Source organism: Marinobacter sp. (assembly GCF_039977835.1).
In the GTDB taxonomy this organism is placed as follows: Bacteria; Pseudomonadota; Gammaproteobacteria; order Pseudomonadales; family Oleiphilaceae; genus Marinobacter.
On record NZ_JBDWCL010000072.1, the window covers coordinates 166614 to 182883 of the forward strand.

General features: G+C 49.8%; 13 protein-coding genes. 2 read left to right on the top strand and 11 right to left on the bottom strand.

The genetic code is table 11. The features are described from left to right. Positions 1–3: 3 nt before the first annotated feature. The 5 genes from ABJM11_RS21415 to ABJM11_RS21435 all read right to left on the bottom strand — a co-directional run bounded on the left by ABJM11_RS21415 (position 4) and on the right by ABJM11_RS21435 (position 6404). Positions 4–1674 (bottom strand): hypothetical protein, encoded by a 1671-nt coding sequence (locus ABJM11_RS21415; protein WP_348295388.1) that lies wholly within the window; start codon positions 1672–1674, stop codon positions 4–6. A 217-nt stretch (positions 1675–1891) separates the two neighbouring features. Then, positions 1892–3025, bottom strand: a complete 1134-nt coding sequence (locus ABJM11_RS21420) for an AMP-binding protein (protein WP_348295389.1) — start codon at positions 3023–3025, stop codon at positions 1892–1894. A gap of 322 nt (positions 3026–3347) precedes the next feature. Further along, positions 3348–4595, bottom strand: a complete 1248-nt coding sequence (locus tag ABJM11_RS21425; RefSeq protein ID WP_348295390.1) for a glycosyltransferase family 4 protein — start codon at positions 4593–4595, stop codon at positions 3348–3350. Continuing rightward, positions 4592–5872, bottom strand: coding sequence for an O-antigen ligase family protein (locus tag ABJM11_RS21430; protein WP_348295391.1), 1281 nt, complete (start codon positions 5870–5872; stop codon positions 4592–4594). Before ABJM11_RS21430 ends, ABJM11_RS21425 begins: the two co-directional genes overlap by 4 nt. Continuing rightward, positions 5865–6404 (bottom strand): hypothetical protein, encoded by a 540-nt coding sequence (locus ABJM11_RS21435; protein WP_348295392.1) that lies wholly within the window; start codon positions 6402–6404, stop codon positions 5865–5867. The genes ABJM11_RS21430 and ABJM11_RS21435 overlap by 8 nt, the downstream gene beginning before the upstream one ends. A 203-nt stretch (positions 6405–6607) precedes the next feature. Between ABJM11_RS21435 and ABJM11_RS21440 the strand changes: the two genes are divergently transcribed. After that, positions 6608–7783: an ATP-grasp domain-containing protein gene (locus ABJM11_RS21440; RefSeq protein ID WP_348295393.1), complete on the top strand. Its 1176-nt coding sequence runs from the start codon at positions 6608–6610 to the stop codon at positions 7781–7783. 8 nt (positions 7784–7791) lie between these two features. After that, positions 7792–8961, top strand: coding sequence for a hypothetical protein (locus ABJM11_RS21445; protein WP_348295394.1), 1170 nt, complete (start codon positions 7792–7794; stop codon positions 8959–8961). Here ABJM11_RS21445 and ABJM11_RS21450 read toward each other — a convergent pair. From ABJM11_RS21450 to ABJM11_RS21475, 6 genes are all read right to left on the bottom strand, one after another. Continuing rightward, on the bottom strand, positions 8958–9875 hold the full coding sequence (locus ABJM11_RS21450; protein ID WP_348426870.1) for a polysaccharide deacetylase family protein: 918 nt from the start codon (positions 9873–9875) through the stop codon (positions 8958–8960). The genes ABJM11_RS21445 and ABJM11_RS21450 overlap by 4 nt on opposite strands. Positions 9876–10036: 161 nt before the next feature. After that, positions 10037–11083, bottom strand: a complete 1047-nt coding sequence (locus ABJM11_RS21455; RefSeq protein ID WP_348295396.1) for a hypothetical protein — start codon at positions 11081–11083, stop codon at positions 10037–10039. Positions 11084–11209: 126 nt separating this feature from the next. Next, positions 11210–12688 (bottom strand): asparagine synthase-related protein, encoded by a 1479-nt coding sequence (locus tag ABJM11_RS21460; protein ID WP_348295397.1) that lies wholly within the window; start codon positions 12686–12688, stop codon positions 11210–11212. 163 nt (positions 12689–12851) lie between these two features. Further along, positions 12852–13955 carry a glycosyltransferase family 4 protein gene (locus tag ABJM11_RS21465; protein WP_348295398.1) on the bottom strand — a complete coding sequence of 368 codons (1104 nt, stop codon included), beginning with the start codon at positions 13953–13955 and terminating at the stop codon, positions 12852–12854. 21 nt (positions 13956–13976) lie between these two features. Continuing rightward, positions 13977–14957: a GNAT family N-acetyltransferase gene (locus ABJM11_RS21470; RefSeq protein WP_348295399.1), complete on the bottom strand. Its 981-nt coding sequence runs from the start codon at positions 14955–14957 to the stop codon at positions 13977–13979. Beyond that, entirely contained in the window at positions 14954–16267 is a 1314-nt protein-coding gene (locus ABJM11_RS21475) for a FemAB family XrtA/PEP-CTERM system-associated protein (protein WP_348295400.1), read from the bottom strand. The genes ABJM11_RS21470 and ABJM11_RS21475 overlap by 4 nt, the downstream gene beginning before the upstream one ends. Positions 16268–16270: the final 3 nt, after the last annotated feature.

The window sequence follows — 16270 nt, forward strand, 5'->3', positions numbered from 1 at the left end:
GTCCTACTTTTGAATCCCGTCAAAAACGGCGGGATTATACTGGAGGATGTAATTGATAGTAATTGCCTTCGAAATCATATCAAAAAGCGGGTACATGTTAGCGGGGTAATGTGATTGCACAGCCGTGTTCAGTCTTTCGTGATTCCAGATCTTATCGGACAATAGATGCGAAAGCCTTTCTATCAATTCCTGACTAACAATTTCGCCGAAGTTATTCCATCCAAAACTGCGGTCCCCATAACGCGATAGCTTTTTGTACAGAGAGAGCACAACCGAATTGTTCTCGGCAAATTTTCTGGCGGCTCTGGAGCTTTCCTGGACCAATAAAGGCCTGCGGGCATTTGCCAAAGTTGCCGCCATAGGAAAATCGAGCAGTTTTGGGTTCAGCCTCTTAATGATCGCCTTATTAATCTTATTGTGCGCACGTTGTGAAAACGAAATCGAAGGACCGGCCGCAAGCAATTCTCTATTCGTAAATATATTACGGAACCCGCTTCCTTGCGCAGCATTCGTCAACTGCCGGTTAATGTATTGCCCTCCCCGGTGTTCCGTATAAAACCTTTCGAACATTGCCTGAGCATCCTCCATCCCTTGTTCTTCATAAGAATGAAATAATGCGCCTAATCGCAGATTAGATTGCTCAATCAGCTCCCTTGAACGGAGGTTTTCAGCTAGCTGACTCTCTACAAACCAGAACACTCCGTAATTGGACATTCTGAGGTATTTCAGCACGGTTTGCTGATCGTGCAGGTGCATAACGTCGTCTAGAAGCGCCCCTGCCCCGAGCATATGCATAAACAACGACGCATACTTTTTCTTTCCCGGAAGTGTGTTCAGGGTACCGTAGTGGCCCCCAAGAACCTCTCCAAAAGTACCAGCCGTCATCACCAACTCGTTCTGCGAAGCGTGTAAGCCCGCAGTGTGCCAATGTGCAAACATTGCTGATTCGTTTTTTTCCAAGTAATTGGAAAAAAGGCCTGCCCGGAAATCCCTTGGTTCGAAGCTATGCTCTACAAGAGGAAGGCCACAGGTCGACGCGATATCTCGGACTATTGCGACTTCCCTGCTTTGAAGGTCGCCATGGGTAAATAGCAAAGGTTTCTTGTGCTCCAGAACGGATAGCAACAGCCTCGAATCCCACCCTCCTGACATCATTACTTGCGCATCCCCGAAGCCTTCTGCTTCGACGCGAAAAATATCAATCAGGTCGTCTATGCTTGAATTAGCCGAAATGGTCCAGAAATTCTTCAGCGGGAACCGGGAAATCACCGGTTGCTCTTCACCATACTCGACCTTCAGGCCATGGTTGGCTTCCAGTCGGGATATACCGTGAAAGAGAGAGTGGCCACCAAAAATATATCCAAAACTGAGAAATTGGTAAAACGACGCCCAATCAATGTCCTGCCCTTCAAAGGCACGCATGGCGTCAGAAACGATTGGTTCCCCGGTTTTAGGTGAACTGTTTACATACACCGGAAACGAGCCATACCCATCATTGAAAACATAAAAGCAGCCATCAACCTTGTTGATCGCAACTAACACCCCGCGGAAGCCCCAAAGCTCGGTAAGATGGCCGGAGGCTAGCAAATCCTCCACGCGCTTGAGACCAGGCTCGGTATTTGCCTCTCCGTACCAGATGAAAGCCCACTCTCCCAGTTCTGTGTGCTTGGCCACACTTCCATCGAAGCGAACCCTCCACTTCGACCCGACCGTTAAAAGATGGTGTTCGGAGCTTTTTTTTTTTCGTCACCTTCAAAGTCAGTAATCTTGTCAATAGAGAATACAGCCATAACCTATTCCTTGTTTTCTGGCTAGAATCCAAAACTTGCATCGTCATGTTGCACAGGCTACGTATAATCGATAACTTCTCATTTTTAACTTAATTTAAATTTTATACCTTCGATATAACCGATCTAAATTTTCCGGACTTGTTTCTCGGTATTGATTTTACATACTCAACATCAATGCTAAAACTATCGCCTACCCTATCCCGCAAAAGACCGACCAATTTTTTCTCATCAATACTCGCACCATCGAACAGAACCAGACGGATCTCAATCAAATTAAAAGAATGCTGTACAATTTGAGCTTCCTTTATTCCCTTCAGCCCCTTTAGAATTGGGTCTAGCCGGCCGACTTTTACCCCTTCGATGGTCGTAATTACGTCATCTACTCTGCCACTTATGCGAGCCAGGTTTTTTGCAAAAGGAGTGCCGGGATAATATTCATGGAGTATAGCCCGATCACCAATGTCATAACGAATCAGCGGCATTGAGCTATTGAATAAATTTGTACATATTAATCGCCCTTCGTCGCCAGGTGAAACGGGATTACCTGAGTCGTCAAGCACCTCCACCAAACAATATTGAGCAGGAACAAAATAAGGTGCATTCTTTTCACTTTTCAATTGAAAAGCAACTACCGCTTGCTCTGCGCAGCCGTAATGGTCAAATACCGGGCAATCAAATACTTCTTCTATCAGTTTCCTTTGATAATGGAATAGTGTTTCCGAGGAGGTAACTATTGCTTTAAGATTAACGCTCGGCTTAATATCAAGCTCTTTAAACAACGAAGCCAACTCGTAAATTGCAGAAGGATAACTATCAATATAGGTCGGCTTCCATGACTCAAGTGCGTCAAAATATGCTTTAGCATTTTTTTTACTAATATGATACGAGGACAGCAAAAGTGTATTCATGGCGTAATTTTTACGCCAGAAAACAGATGACCGCTGTTTTTTTGGAACAATAATTCTTCCGGCGAATGTTGCTGAACGTTCAAACTCACTAACCCCGACTTCAAAAAGGAAACGATGAAAAAAAGCATAGTTAAATTGAAGTGCAAGGGCATTTGTTGTTATCTCTAGCGGAGTTCCGGTTGAACCGCTCGTGTGATTTATAAAAACCTTCGCTTTCAGCTTATTCGAGACATAAAACTTTTGGTTTTCTCTCAACTTATTCTTATCAGTGATCGGGAATTTTTTCAAAATTGAGACAACGTCATTAATCTCTTCTTCGTCTCTCAATGACGATTCCGATAGAACATCACCGTAAGCGGGAACGGAGTGGACCGCCTCCATCAAGAAATGGATTATACTACTCTCTAGCTTGCTATCTCTGGGGCTAAGGCTCAGATCGATATCTTGAAGTATCCTCCTGTACTCCACTCCATGCCTCTCACGTCTTAACTTAAACCCATAAATAGAGATAGCTAGGTTCTGAAAAAATATCGGAAGAATATCATATAGATTTTTCATATTTATCTCGATGAAGCCTCCCTCGGTGCGTATTTGACCATGACCGGGATATTTAAATGTAACGACACCCTAATAAGCATTTTCCATATAATTAAAAACGTTCACTGGAAATATTTAGATTTCCAAGCTGATAAGCATAGTCTCGGCCAATCCGATCATACGAATATTTCTCCCGTATCAACTTAGGACCCCATGACCTCAAGGACCTTTCCAATTCTGGGTCATCTATCAACCGCTGGAGGTTTGAGACGTACTCCTCGGGCGTGCGGGCAAACAACACATCTTTGCCATCAGTGACGTCAATCCCCTTACAGGCAAATGGGTCCGCTATGATGCAGGTCCCTGAGGCAAGGGCGTCAAGAATCTTAAGTTTTGTCCCACCACCTGTGCGGATGGGGCATAAATAAAACTGCGCTCGCCAAAGGTAGTCTCGAACATCATCGACGAAGCCATGAAGACGAAACAATTCATCCGTTGCTGCAAGCTTTAGCATCTCCGGAGTCGGCCCACGGCCGATGATATCCACGCTCATCCCCGGAATCCGCTCCTTGATCAAAGGCCATATCTCGCGGATAAAGTATTCCACCGCTTCGCGGTTCGGGTACCAGGATAGCCCACCGACAATCACAATGCTCTTCTCTGTCACACTGACGGAGGGGTTTGGATAAAAATAAGAGACATCAACACCATTTGGAACGGAGAGGAATTTACCACCAATGGCGGACCCCATTGCCTCGGCGTCGTCGTTCGAGCAGGTGATATTAAGATCTGAAGATCTACAATGCTGAGCCTCGCTTTTGAATAATCGCGAAGCCTCATATCTGTAGTAAAGACTTTTTATCGGGTTTTGCTCAGTTCTGGACCGCGATTCAAGCATGGCTGACTCGAAATTGTGATGGTTGAGAACCACGGGGATTCCCTTAAAAAGGTCAGAGTAGACGCAGAGACTGACGGTATCGATGTGCACCGCATCAAAGGAGTTCTCGGAGAGCAATTTAACGATGGCTTGCCTGGCCTCTGTCGACCTGAGCCATTCCATATTATAGGCTCGTGCACTAATCAATGCCTTCAATGCCGTCCGATATCTTCCTCCGACCAGGGCATCTTCCGGGATTGCCAGCACGTGGATGGATTCGACAATACTCAGTAATTCCTGTTTGGCAAATTCCAGTGGATCATCCTGATCAGGAAGGCTTGCCGAAAGGAAACCTGCCTGATTGAAAGCAACCAGGGTAATGTCATGATACTTGCTCACCTCTCTGATCATATTGTACGTGCGCTGCAAGACTCCCCCTTTTGGCGGATAAGGCACGAGGTGGGACAGCCAAAGAATTTTCATGGTCTTCCTTTTTTCCGTTTAGAATCTTCCATAAAACTGTTTCGCATGGACACTAAAAGCGCCAGATGAATCCAAAGGAATGGATAATAGGTAACCGTTACAAACTGGCCTGCCACAAAAAAACCGATTAACGAAAGATTTGCACAAGCGCCTATCAGTTTTTGATTATTCTCACACCCAACGGCACGGAATCTCTGAGCCTTTCTGAATGCGATAAGAAGTAGAGCCAAAAATATAGCTAAGCCGATAACTCCCGTGTCTGTGCCGACCTGAATAATAATATTATGAGGTAATTCGGCTCGATGAAGGAGAATGTCATCTGCATAGTAACGCGAAAAATACGGCACAAAGTTGAAATAACCCACTCCAAGAACCGGATGCTCTTTGATCATTTCAAGCCCGTTTTCCCAATACAAAATGCGCTGTTGAGAGGTTCTGTCTTCTCCCATCGTGCGGAACCGATCTTTTTGTTCTTCCGGCAGAAACGTCCACAAAAGGACCAATGCTATGCCACAGGATATGAGCACTTTGGGTTTGAAAACGGTTCGATAGTTCATCACTACAAGTTGAACGATTAGCGCAAGTTGCGCACCACGGGAACTGGCACCAAGAATTACCATAATGGCAGTAATGGGCATCAACATGAGCAGCCAGTACCAAGTCTTGGTAATGTGGGGCTTGAGCGAGTGGGCAAAAGCCCAGGCGATGGGCCAGAACACCAGCATTTGGATGGCTAGCTCACCGGAGTTTTGAAAAAACCCTGGTGGACCCGAAAGGCCCCAAGTGGTAAAGGAAAAGCCCCGCATTGCCCACGAAATCGCTAGCGACAAGGAAATCTTGAAAGAGGCCACCAGAAAGATACAAAGGAATATAAAAAAGCGCTTCCTGGTATTAACGATATTGATGATAAGAAAGTAGATAATCACCCAGAGGTAGTAATTTTCCAGTTTACCGAACGATACCGAGGGAAAATAAGCAAATGCACTGGATAGCAGAATTGTAATGAGAAAGAGAATCAGCAAAACGTTTACGGAGGAGGACACCCAACGTACGGTTCGGTCTGCAAAACACCCCAGGAGAGCACCGATAATACTTAACTGTGTCCAGGGCAAAAAATCAATAATTGGGTAGATCGATTGGGGGCGCACATACTCGAAAAACAGGTACATGCAGATCATCCAGAAGGCAAAGCTTTCGCTTTTAAAATATCGCCAGTTCATACCGATATTCAGCGAATAGAGATCCTCCTCAGAAATTTCTTTGGCTTTCTTACGCATAGAGCCCTCGCACAGATTCCATTACTGTTGTCTCGCACCGTGCGAAGAACGCCGGGCAGCAATTGAAGGGGTCGTGGATGTACGGTATCGGGTTTCGGCAATAGCTTCCAGCAAGCACCAGTGAGTACTGTGTTCCTACTTTTTCCTTGAACTGGTGTAGATGGGAGGGTTCCATTACAACGACAAGGTCCGAAGCCCTGAATTCAAAATCGCGGACATTGACCGTTTTATGGCCTTCAAGGCTCAGCCCTTGTTGCTTGGCAAATTCGCGGGCGCGGGGGTCTGCGGGATAGGCATCACCACAGTTCAGGCCGCAGGACGCCGCCTCAAGCCCAAGGCTACGGGCGTACACCTCAGCCAGAGGGCTCCGGCATATATTTCCGCTACAGATGAACACCAGCCGCCGGTCGGCAATAGAGCCAGGTTTCCGGGAGTACTGCCGGTAGGCGCCTGCATACGCCAGGGCGCGATGGTAGATGAATCGGACAAATCCCTGTTTCGAGCCAAACTGCTCGTACACCCACTGGCTCAACGAATAATCTCCCTTTAATTCAAACCGAACGCTGACTGATTTCCCTTTTGACTTCTATCATGCCACAAACAGGGTTGCCACTGGGACCTGTTGAATGCGTTTCCTACGTTACTGTAAGACGGCTGCGATAGAATTCGAGCTCATTATGCAGGATAATCGCCCCTCAGTTGAACACTTGGTAAAAACACAGGACGTTGCTACCTATGGAACCCAGAATTCTGGTGCTGGACGGAAATCAACGGGCAGCACTCGCGGCAGTGCGCTCACTGGGAGCGAAGGGGTTATGGGTAGCTGTCGGTGAGAGTTGTGCGCCCTCCATGGCTGGGCTTTCCCGGTATTGTCGCCAGAGCATCACCTATGCAGATCCTTTCAGCGCGCCCAGGCCGTTTTTTGACGATCTCCTGAGGCAGATCGATGAACAGAACATTTCGTTTCTGTTACCCATAACCGAAGCCACCACCTACGTTATTCTGGCCTATCGGGACGAGCTGCCCGCGCACGTTACGCTCCCCTTCCCGGAAACGGACTCGGTGGAGCAGCTTGCCAACAAGAACAATCTATTCCAACTGGCACTTCAGCAGAACGTACCCGTGCCGGAGACGATATTCTGCGCGAATGCAGAGGAAGGGCTTGAGGCACTGGAGACCATCAATCACTTTCCGGTGGTGCTAAAGCCTTTCAAATCAAAGATTCTGCAGTCCACGTCCATCGTTTCAACTCAGGTTATGGTTGCGCACTCCGCCCGGGAAGCCACCGATGCCCTGAAGAACCACTTTTTCTTTCAGTTCCCTTTCACCATACAGTCCTTTATCGAGGGCTCCGGTCAGGGCATTTTTTCCCTGTTTGATCATGGCGAACCCGTGTGTTTCTTCGCCCATCGCAGGCTGAGGGAAAAGCCACCGGGCGGGGGTGTCAGTGTTCTTTGCGAATCCGCGCCGGTCAATGATCAACTGCGTTCCCATGCAGAGAAGTTGCTTCGCAGTGTCGGCTGGCACGGTGTGGCAATGGTGGAATTCAGGGTTTCGCCCGGTGGTACAGGTTACCTGATGGAAGTGAATCCCCGTTTCTGGGGGTCGCTGCAGCTGGCCATTGATTCGGGAATCGACTTCCCCTGGTGGTTGTATCTGGCCAGTACCGGGCAAACGGTGCCGCAGGCAAGCTGGCAGCACCGGAGAGTGCGATGGTTGCTCGGCGATCTGGACCGGCTTTACCTTGTGTTGAAATCCTCAGCCGACGTCTACACGTTCGGCCAGAAACTTGTTGAGATATTGCGGTTCTTTACACCTGGATTGAGAACCCGTCACGAGGTGAACCGCTGGAAAGATCTTCGCCCTTTCTGGTTCGAGGTGAAACAATATCTACGTGCACTTAAAAGTTGACGATATCTATGAATCAACCCTATGTGATCATACTTGCGAACGGCCTTAACGGCCTTGGTGCGGTGCGCTCTGCCGCCGATGCAGGCCTACGAACCTATACCCTGCTGACCAGCCAGACTGACCTGAGCGCCTATAGCCGATACAGCCAATACCGGTTTATATTGCCGGCCAACCCCGGCGTGGAAGATGTAAGATCAGTTCTTAACCAGCTCCATCGCAATGAAGATGGCCCCGGGGTATTACTTGCCTGCTCAGACCTGGCGGCAGAACTGCTTGGCAAACTGAAAACCGAAGGTTACTCCAATCACCACCTGATTGTTCCTTCATCGGAAACCACTGAAATTCTCAACGACAAGAAACTGGAATGCAGGTCCATGGAGGAAGGCGGCATCACCCTGCCTAAAACCTATTACGAGTTGGCCAGCGATACCCCCGAATCATTCCCGCTGATTATCAAGCCCCGGACATTCCGTGAGTATGCGGTGCTGGGCGCAAAGAACGTCATTGTTAACTCCCAGGCGGAATTCGAGGATTTTCGTGAAGATTTCCGGGGTAAGCTTGACCGTTTTATTGCACAGGAAGTGATTGAAGGTGAGGACGACAACCTGTGGGTATGCAACGTTACCTTCGATCTGAACAGGCAATTAAGTGCGTGCTTTGTGTTCAACCGCCTGGGCACCATGCCTTCACACTACGGCGTGACATCGCTGGCGATCAGCCGGGAAAACCAGGCGCTGCGTGACGAGTGCGCAAAAATCGGCGAAGCCCTCAACTATGCCGGGCCAGCGATGATTGAGTTCAAGAAAGACAGGAATTCCGGGAACTATTACTACATTGAAACCAACCCACGCCTCGGCATGTGTAACTGGTTTGATACCCGTTGCGGTATCAATAACATTCTGGCGTGCACCCGGATTGCTTATGGCAACAAGGTGGCGTTCGCCCCTCAGAAGAATAACCGCCTGTACTGGAACTTCTTCGGCGACCTGGTAGCCCGGCTTGAAGACCGCGAGAACCTGTTTGCAATTGCCTTCCGCTATATCCGCCTGCTCCGCTACCGCCGGGTGGCGGCCCTGTTTTACTGGAAAGACCCGCATCCGGCATTCCGGTACTCTTGCACGTCTATCAGGGATATTGTTTCGCGGGTTATGCGGAAATTACGTGGGGAATCCGGTTAGCCCCGTAGTTTTTCTTTGAATGCTTCAAAGCGGTTAACGATCTGAAGAAAGTCCGCTGTGGACTCCGGCAGCGAATAACGCGGAAGCTGGTAGCGGTCCTGCCCTTGCCTTACATAGGCCGGAACCGTGTTAAAGACCATGTTGAACCCGGCCTGCTCAAGCTCTTTCATGTCGTCGCCATCGTAATCCGACGGGCGGCCTGTGGGATACGCAAACACCTGTGGGGAATACCCCAGTTCTTCCTCCACCCGTTTGAGGGAATCCCGGATTTCCTGCCGTTTTTCTGCCGGGCTCAATGTTGAAAGGATCCTGTGGCTACAGGTGTGTGGATAAACCCCATGCCCCCTCTCACGCAGGGACCTTGCATCGCTCCAGGACATCGGGCGGTATTCGGGCGGAGCAGAAGCCGGAAAATCCACGTCCAGCTTTCCGAACAGCTCCTCTCTCAGCCACTGGTAGATTTCGGTTTGGGGGCCCGCTTTCAGCGCTTCACGGATCTCCTTAACGGTTGTTTTTGCCGGTTTTATTTCAAGATTAACTGAATAGACCTTGCCAGACGGCAGGCGGATATCTGAGTTCACGATGCGGGAATGATTGAGGGCGTATGAAACCTGGTCGTCCCATGGCCACAGTTGGTTGTCCAGCAGGCCTGTAATAACGAAAAAGTTCAGCGGAAAACCGAACTCGTCAAACACTTTTGCCGCCACATCATGATGATCATAAAAGCCGTCATCGATGGTAAACATGACGGACCTGGATGGAATTGGCTGGCCTTCATGAAGACAGCTCCAAAGCTCATCCATTGTAAGGGCCTGATACCCCCTGTCAGTGAGGTACTGGAGGTGGCTGCGCAATTGATCGGCCGCCAGCCCGGACGGAACGCCATCATCGCCCTCCGTAACGCGATGTAACATGAACACCGGCAAGCGGCCTGGGCACAGCCGCCTATAGAGGCCCGTTTCGCCCAGTAGGTTTGCCCATTTCAGCAATTGCTCCTTCAATGCCCGGCTCCCGATAAAGTCGTTTTATGTCCTTGCGCCCCAGAACCGATCACAGGCCCTCCCCTATGCATCATCTAGAGCAATGCTCGTTTCAGTCGGATCAGTGCTCCATGCAGGAATATTTCATCCACCTCCTTCAGCACTTCCCGTTTTCTGAATCGAGCGAGTAATCGACCTATCGCCTTTTGGGCCTCAACATTTCCGACATCTTTCGCAAGTTGATAGTTTTCGGTCCAGAAGACATATTGGTTCTGTTTTTCCAGCCGAATGTCCTCCAGGCAGTCGAAGTTGGGCAGGTCGGGCAACGAGTCGACTTTTCTGTTACATAGTTTAAGGGCGGTCATTGTTCGAAGGCATTTTTCGCATTTCCCGCAGTTATAATCAGAGTGTACGTTACACACTCTTAGCTCATCCAATCCATGCGGCCAATCAATGATATCTCGGGTTTTGTCCGTGCGGAAAACGTTGCCGTGATGAATAACACGGGTCCGTCCGTTGCTTAGCAACGGATCGCTTACCGGGTGGCTGCCGCAGGGGAAAAGATCACTGTAACCATGGCTTGCAGGTACGAACAGTTTCTCCAGACCAATACCAATTCCGGTACTTACCAATATGGCGCCGTGGTTGTCGATCTCTTTGGTATCCAGGTGTTCTTTGACGTTGGTCGTTATCGAAATGAGGTTCAGGCCGCAGCTGCGGGAAAACTGCCGGCAAAACGTCAGGTTTTTTTCCCAGCGTTGCTTTTCTTTTATCGAGATATCAAGACCAAGACAGACTACCAGATGATCGAGCTCTTCGGCGGTTTTCGAGACGGTGTAAAGGCTATCGACTCCGCCACTAAAAAAGCATCCAGACCCGCTGCCAGGATATGAAGACTGTAGCTCGTTTTCGGCAATGATCTGTATTCGAGTCAGGCCCGGGTACCACTGGCCGAAGATCTGCTGATACAACCCCAGATTTTCCAGCAGGCCCCTGCTTACCGGCACTGAATCGTCGATGGAAAGGTTTTCTCCCCGTTTCATGGCCGGAACCAGTGCAGCCATTACGAACGCGTCACCACTGATGACTTCAGGACAACCGACACCCTCATAGGAAAAATAGATCTGCTGCTGATCAACCATTGCCGAGAGCGTCCAGCGCGGCTCATCACTGCTTTCGACCTTCAGATTCCGGATCTGCATCCTGCGCACCTTCCATAGTTAACGAAAAACATGCTAACTGGCAGGCCCCAACTTCCCGGACTGATGCTATGAATCGGCACCTTGCCTATTAGTCAGGTACATCAAGTTTAATGCGGACCACGCCTGTTCTGAGTTACGACTTACAGAATAGATTTTACAGTAAACTTCCTTTTCGGGAATTACAAAATCTTTAATCCATACCGGAAAAGGGGTCGGAAATCCCAGCTTTTCGAGGTATATGGCTTCCGGTTCAATAAACTGACAGGCGAGTTGTTTTAATAACGGCTTTACTTGTTTTGAAGTGTCTTTTCGGAAATTTTTACGAATACTCAGGTTGCTGGGGCCAAACATCTGACGGTTCGATAGCCTGTTTGAGAGGGTAACCATGCGTTGGTTATAGAAAGGAGTAATGATTTTTTTCCCCAGCAAAAGCGCACTGGTTTCTATTTCCAGCATGTGTTGCGAGCAATCCGTTCGTAAATTAAATTCAGTACCAGATATACGGGTAAACACCTTTTTCTGGTCAGTCATATCCTCTTTGGGGGCTCCAACACCGAGGGAATCAAGATTACTTTTAATGAAGCTCTCAGTAATGGAAGGTATTTCAATCAGCTGACCTAAACCATGGTTCTTTATTCCGGCGCAAATGGGCCTTATCCGATCCGGAATAACATAGTCCGGTATAAAACGAAGTATGCTGGCGTACTTTCTGTCCATAATTCCGGACTTTACAGGCCTGCTGCCAAACATCGTGTCTGCGTACTCCCCGTACAAAATAATGTCTTCAGGGATACGCTTGAATAAGGCGTGCAGAACCAGGGAACTGTAATTTCTGTTCGGAACACCACTTGCGTCAATCGTCTCAAAAAAAGACGACTTAAATTCGTCAGGATGTATTGTGACAATGTGATGCTCCAGGCCCAGCTTTTTGGCAAATACGATAGCCCGCGCTAATTCAGGGTTTTCACCTTTTTCCCATGTAGGGGTATAAGCTTTAACGTTATCGAAAAACTGGCAAGCGGTTGCAGCCAGAATAAACGAATCCACTCCGCCACTTAGCAGAACCGCAACAGGTTCTTGAGGGTTAATCTGTCGATAGGACTCAAATAGACTTTCTTTAATGCTGGCAATCAGTTCCTCATCGCTGGACCGATCACCACTTTCCTCGATCCTGAGCTTTTCCGATCCTGTTTCGATGACTGAAAAACCGTTTTCTTCATCGTAAGTGATCCCGTGCAGCAGAGGTAAAACTGAAACATCCTCCTCCAGAGCCACCTCGGTAAGAATTCGGGAGACCAGTGCATAGCGAAGCCCCAGGGGATTCCATCGGGTCTGGGCGTGCCTTATGGCCTGGGGATCTGTTGTCACGATTACATTGTCAGCTGACTCCCTGATAAGAACTCGCTGACTTCCGTATCGGTCACGGACCAGTGTCAGGTGGTTTCCGTTTTCTGAAACAAAAACGGCCAGAAAATTGTACTCAGCGGTGCCAATAAAACCCCACTCTTTTCTGACGATTAACGCAATAACATCCTCTTCAGACATGTTTGCGGGTAATCGCGTGTAATAGAGCGTTCCCGGGTTTGGTCCAGTCGATTGATAGACGCACGGAGCGGTAACATCAATTCTCGTGCTTCCACCCGAAATCGCGCCTTTATGGACCGTAACCGTGATATACATACGAGCGACACCCCTGATCGTGCCCACGTTAATCGACCAACCGGCTATAAATGTCTTTATATTTCAACAACATTGTCTGCAAGGAGAAGCGGTCAATCGCACTTCGCCGCGCCTCTTCTACCACGCCTTTACGCTTTGCGTGATCCATCATCTTCTGAATGGCCACTACGAGGGCCCCGGGGTCTTTTATTGGCACCAATATGCCAGACGCACCGTCGATAATGATTTCTTCAGGTCCTCCGCTGCGTGTCGCAATCACGGGCACCCCTGCCATCATCGCCTCTACGGTGGAAATAGAGAACCCTTCCGACACAGAGGGCAACAGGAAAATATCGGCCTGCCGAAGAATATCCGCGACATCTGGCCGAAACCCCAACCAGTGAACATTGGGCGATCTGGGAGCCTTGGCCATCTGGTTCATCAATTGATTGAAGAGTTGCTTTTTCTGGTGCCCCACGACAACAAAGTGTACTTTCGGGTCCCGCTCCGCCATTGTGATGGCGGCGTCCACCAGGTACTCATAGCCTTTCGCCGGGCGGATGTTGCCGATGGAGACCACAACTGTGGCATCTTGCGGCAACCCCAGTTCTTTCTTGAGCCCCGACGCGGGGGTTCTGGCGAAGGCCTGCGGGTCCACCCCGTTATAGATCAGTTCCAGCTTATGGGCCGGTAATGGGCTGCGGTCGGCCAATTCCTGCTGGAGTCGCTTTGATACGCAAACGATGCTGGAGGCACCGCACCCTATCAGGAAAAACTTCGCCTTGAGAAACCGCTCTCCCGCTGCAACATCCACAGCACCATGGAATGTTGCGATCATCGGCTTTCTGCATATCAGGGCCAGAAGAGCCCCGTAAACATTTGATCCAAGCAGGTGAGCGTGGATCAGATCCACCTTCTCGCTGATGATCAGCTGCCGAAGCGCCTTGATATAGTCAATGTTGAAGCTACCTTTGGAATCAATAAGGTGCGGTGTAATGCCGAGGCTGCGGACCTTGTCGGCCACCCATCCCTCGCCACGCAATACCACGATGTTACGGAATTCCGTTTGCTCCAATTCTTTCAGAAGATTGGTAAAGACGGTCTCCGCGCCACCGGGTCCCGTTGTATCTATAAGATGCAGAATGGTCGTCATCGCACTCCCTGCAACAGTGGTTTACCCTCTCATCCAGTAAAGGGCACGGAACAGAACGCTTTTTACAAGCATGATGGATATGAACTGGTACTGGTCAGTCGCAAACCGGGATTTATAGTCTTCTTTCTTGCCCCAGCCAGCCAGCAAGTCCAGACGGTGGGTGTCTTGAGCCTTGAACGCGCTTTCGATGGCGTAACCGAGATGCAATGAACCAAGGGATAGCTTCCTGTGGAAGTTTTCATCGAACCCCGCCTGGATATTATAAACAACACCCTGATACCAAACGTCATAGAGTACTGAAACCACCTCGTTGTCACAATACAGAGCGGATAGCAGAGGCCTGCCCCCCTCCTCCTCAATTCGTGACAGGAACTTCCGGTGGAACTCCAGGCTGGTAGGCGTAACACAGTTTTTCTTCCAGCGCTCCAGATGAAACCGGTTGAGGTACTGAAAGAAAGTCTCTACATCCGTTGGCCAAAGGTTTTCTTCACGGATGTGCCCAAGTGATTCCAGGACTTTCCTGCGGTTGTAGAGTCGCAACCGGCTGTTGGCACCGAGGGACGCAAGGTAGTTATCGAAGCTGCCGGATGTCGACACAGCGTAACCGTTATCTGACGCTGTAATCCTGAATGCCCAGTTATGGGTGGCCGCGATCGTTACCAACGCAGACAACTCTTCAGAGCCCGTACGCAAGTCATTAAAAACGGCCTCTGTCCACGGTTCAGCCTCGAGAATCTGCTCCATCTCTCGCAACAGTGGTTGCCCGCTGAGGTTATCCCGGCAAAACTGATTATATTCCGTTCTGGGCGTTCTCAGCTCACGATAACTGGTTCCAACGAACTGAAGTGAGCGTACGGGCAACATCCCTTTCAGCCGGTATCGGGACTCATACAGGCCCGATACCTGTCCATCCCATTTGCTGACCAGTCGGAAACCTTTCTGATTGCCCCAGGTTTCCCACCATGCACTTTGCCAGGCCTTGGTCTGGAACAGACTCATCATGGGAGCCTCTTGACGATATGAGGCCCCAACAGGTTTGTTACCATCACCGGCAACCGTTGCCACACGGCGATCATCATCCGGAATTTAGGGTTATCGGGATTGAGCGCCGGTAGTTCTTCACCATCCGGTAGCACATAGTCCCAGTAGAGTTTCAGTGGCTGGGCACCCCATTGCTGTTTGAAGCGATACGTACCAGCATCCTGGCTGCAGCGGCCGAAATCAAACAGGGCAAAGCCCTGGTGGACAGCGAACTCCAGAATTTTCCAGTACATACTCATATTGATACTGGTGTGGTTGTAGCGGCGCAAGGTCGACGCCCAGGGAATTTCCATTCTTCCGTTGTAGCCGGTCAGAAAAGCACAGCCAACGGCGCGCCCCTGTATCCGTGCAACTACCAGCCACGCTTGCCCTTCCAGAGTTCGTAACAGGTTGGCAAAGAAGTCCTTGCCGTAAACCGGGGTTCCGAGGTCACGCATGTTGACCGCAAACACCCGATAAAATTCGTCGAGCAGTTCCGGGCCACCAATGCTGAGCTCGGTCATTTCCCGCTGCCCCCGGCGGATCTGCGCGCGAACTTTGGGCTGGAAACTGTCCCAAAGAGCATCGGTTTTGTCTGGCAATGGCAGCCAGAACGCCACCTTGTCGGTCTTTTGCGGTAGCCCCAGAGCGTTGTCCTGGCAAAAACGAAGTTCCAGGTGCCTGGCATTCACCTCCCGACGCCACTGATCCGCGTAGGAAATCAGCTGCTGGGCAACGTCCCGGTTATCCGCCAACACACCGCCGTAGTTGAAATACGGCATCGCCACCAGAAAGTTACCGAACAGTCGACTGTTGAGCTGAACCAGGGGAAGCACCCCAACCAGCCTGTCGGAATCGTCAAAGGCACAGAAATATCGGGCCCGGTTTCCACAGGTTTCCTCGATAAATCTCGAAACTCCCGGGCGATGCCATACAGAGGTGGCGGGGTGTTCAGCCAGGTAGGCTTCGACGGCAGAACGGTCGCCGTCTGCACAGCGCCGAATGGTTATTGCACCGGAGGCGGTTTTATTGAGGATAGCCGGTGGCGTCTCAATGACCCCGGGCGTCCATTTTTTCGATGCAGAGGTTTCATTGCGCTGTTGTTTTAGCAGTTTCTGGAGCTGCTTTATCTCATCGGAAACCTGCTTGAGCTCATCGATCAGTTTGTCTGCATCGCCGCCGGACTGTTTGGCCTCGCCAATTAGCCGGCTCAGGCGACCTTTGTTAGCTTTCAGCTCATCGAGCCGATGTTTTGAGTCATCCAACCTCGGCTCAGGCATCTCCATTCCCATTGC

Coding starts and splice junctions, on each gene's coding strand:
- ABJM11_RS21425 (WP_348295390.1), bottom strand. CDS start 4,595: ATGAAAATTCTTTGGCTGTCCCACCTCGTGCCTTATCCGCCAAAAGGG.
- ABJM11_RS21430 (WP_348295391.1), bottom strand. CDS start 5,872: ATGCGTAAGAAAGCCAAAGAAATTTCTGAGGAGGATCTCTATTCGCTG.
- ABJM11_RS21440 (WP_348295393.1), top strand. CDS start 6,608: ATGGAACCCAGAATTCTGGTGCTGGACGGAAATCAACGGGCAGCACTC.
- ABJM11_RS21445 (WP_348295394.1), top strand. CDS start 7,792: ATGAATCAACCCTATGTGATCATACTTGCGAACGGCCTTAACGGCCTT.
- ABJM11_RS21450 (WP_348426870.1), bottom strand. CDS start 9,875: ATGTTACATCGCGTTACGGAGGGCGATGATGGCGTTCCGTCCGGGCTG.
- ABJM11_RS21455 (WP_348295396.1), bottom strand. CDS start 11,083: ATGGTTGATCAGCAGCAGATCTATTTTTCCTATGAGGGTGTCGGTTGT.
- ABJM11_RS21460 (WP_348295397.1), bottom strand. CDS start 12,688: ATGTCTGAAGAGGATGTTATTGCGTTAATCGTCAGAAAAGAGTGGGGT.
- ABJM11_RS21465 (WP_348295398.1), bottom strand. CDS start 13,955: ATGACGACCATTCTGCATCTTATAGATACAACGGGACCCGGTGGCGCG.
- ABJM11_RS21470 (WP_348295399.1), bottom strand. CDS start 14,957: ATGATGAGTCTGTTCCAGACCAAGGCCTGGCAAAGTGCATGGTGGGAA.
- ABJM11_RS21475 (WP_348295400.1), bottom strand. CDS start 16,267: ATGGGAATGGAGATGCCTGAGCCGAGGTTGGATGACTCAAAACATCGG.